1 protein-coding gene and 1 pseudogene are annotated in these 2,383 nt (G+C 65.8%); both read left to right on the top strand.

Annotated elements, in window-relative coordinates:
- Window positions 1-873: pseudogene (locus AC5ZGW_RS45815) on the top strand (tyrosine-type recombinase/integrase); the annotation flags it as partial.
- Window positions 874-880: 7 nt separating this feature from the next.
- Window positions 881-2,080: an IS91 family transposase gene (locus AC5ZGW_RS45820; RefSeq protein WP_130231816.1), complete on the top strand. Its 1,200-nt coding sequence runs from the start codon at window positions 881-883 to the stop codon at window positions 2,078-2,080.
- Window positions 2,081-2,383: the final 303 nt, after the last annotated feature.

The raw sequence follows: 2,383 nt of genomic DNA on the forward strand, positions 1-2,383 counted from the left end.
GACCGACGAGGCAATGAGCCCGTTGCGCCGGCGCATGATCGAAGACATGACGATCCGCAAGTTGGCCCCGAAGACCCAACATGACTACGTGCAAAGGGTCAAGAACTTCGCGGCGTTTCTCGGGCGCTCGCCCGATACGGCGAGCTTCGAGGACGTGCGGCGCTACCAGCTGCATCTGGCGGCGAGCGGCGTTGGCGTGCCGACCATCAATCAGACCGTCTCGACCCTCGGTTCTTTTTCAAGGTCACGCTGAAGCGCCACGAGATTGTCGAGCACACCCATGTCGTTCACGAGCCGCGCAGGCTGCCGGTGGTGCTCAGCGTCGAGGAGGTGGCGCGGCTGCTCGCTGCCGCGCCGGGGCTGAAGTACAAGGCGGCGCTGAGCGTGGCCTATGGCGCCGGCCTGCGCGCTGCCGAGGTGGTTTCGCTCAAGGTCGCCGACATCGACAGCAAGCGCATGATCATCCGCGTCGAGCAGGGCAAGGGCGGCAAGGACCGTAACGTCATGCTGTCGCCACACCTGCTTGAGTTGCTGCGGGCCTGGTGGAAGGCGGCGCGGCCGCAGGGCTGGCTGTTCCCGGGCCGCGATCCGGCCCAGCCGATGACCACACGCCAGCTCAATCGCGCCTGTCACGCCGCCGCCCAGATGGCCGAGATCAACAAGTGCGTCTCGCTGCACACCTTGCGGCACAGCTTCGCCACCCACCTCTTGGAGCAGAACATCGACGTCCGCGTCATCCAGGTGCTGCTCGGTCACGCCAAGCTCGACACCACGGCGCTCTATACCCGCGTCGCCACCAAGACGATCAGCGAGGTCATGAGCCCGTTGGAGCACATCGCGCTCAAGCTCAAGGAGATCCGGCCGCCCGGCTGACGCACGCGTGTCGCGCCCAGCCTTGGAGGTTGCGGACATCTTCCGCAACCATGGCCCGGCATGGCGTCAATCCCATGCCGGCCATGTCAGCCTCGACCAGATGAAGGTGATGTCGGCGATCGAGCGCTGCCGCACGGCGGCCCTCGGCGGCCATGTCGCGCGCTGCGCGGACTGCGCCTATACGACCATCGCCTACAACTCCTGCCGCAACCGGCACTGCCCGAAGTGTCAGGGCGCCGCCGCCAAGGACTGGCTCGCCGACCGCGAAGCCGACCTATTGCCGGTGCCGTACTATCATGTCGTGTTCACGCTGCCTGCGGCCATCGCCGACATCGCCTACCAGAACAAGGCCGTCCTCTACGACCTGCTGTTCAAGGTCTCGGCCGAGACCATGCTGACGATCGCCGCCGATCCGAAGCATCTGGGGGCCAGGATCGGCATCACCTCCGTGCTGCACACCTGGGGCTCGGCGCTGACCCATCATCCCCATGTGCACATGATCGTGCCGGGCGGCGGCATCTCGCCTGACGGCCAGCGCTGGGTGTCCTGCCGGCCGGGCTTCTTCCTGCCCGTGCGCGTACTCTCCCGCCTGTTCCGGCGAGTGTTCCAGGAGAAGCTCGTCGCGGCCCACCAGGCCGGCCGCCTGAGCTTCTTCGGCGATCACGCCCATCTCGCCGAGGCGCAATCCTTCGCGGCTTATCTCGCACCGCTGCGCAAGGCCGAATGGGTTGTCTACGCCAAGCGGCCGTTCGGTGGGCCAGAGGCAGTGCTGGCTTATCTGTCGCGCTATACCCACCGCGTCGCCATCGCCAACAGTCGCTTGATCGCCTGCGACCAGCAGGACGTCACCTTCAAGTGGAAGGACTACCGCGTCGCGGGCCGCGATCGATACAAGCAGATGACACTCGAGACCTTCGAGTTCATCCGCCGCTTCCTCATCCACGTGCTGCCCAAGGGCTTGCATCGCATCCGCCACTACGGCCTGTTCGCCAAAGGCGCTTGCGCCGGCAACATCGCACGCGCCCGTGAGCTGCTTGCCATTGCAAAACCTGAAGGTCGGCCCACCGCGGCCGCCGTCGATCCCAGCAAGCCGGCTTGTCCATGCTGCGGCGGTCGCATGATCATCATCGAAGTCTTCGCGCGCGGTGCAATGCCACGGCATCGGCCGACAGCTCCAACGAACCACATCAGGATCGACACCTCTTGACCGTGCCGCAATCCCGCAAATCCGCTCGCCGCGCTCGCTGGCCCTCGACCGGCCACGGCAGAGCGCGCCCAGATATCCACCAGCCGTCGCAAATCGTCGGACAACTTGTCGAGTTCAAGGCCATCCGCCGCGCATTCGTCAGCGACTTCACCGTCGCGCAACTCGTTGGGCCGACTCGATCTCAATCAACGAGCTCGCCCGCGGCGCTCAAATCCCCATAACGCCTGCCGCACCGCCTTACGTTTCTCACGCGCGGTTTCCTCCCTTGGAGGCTTTCGGACGCCGGCCGCCGAATACGCCGCG

It is taken from the genome of Bradyrhizobium sp. Crot121 (genome assembly GCF_059512385.1).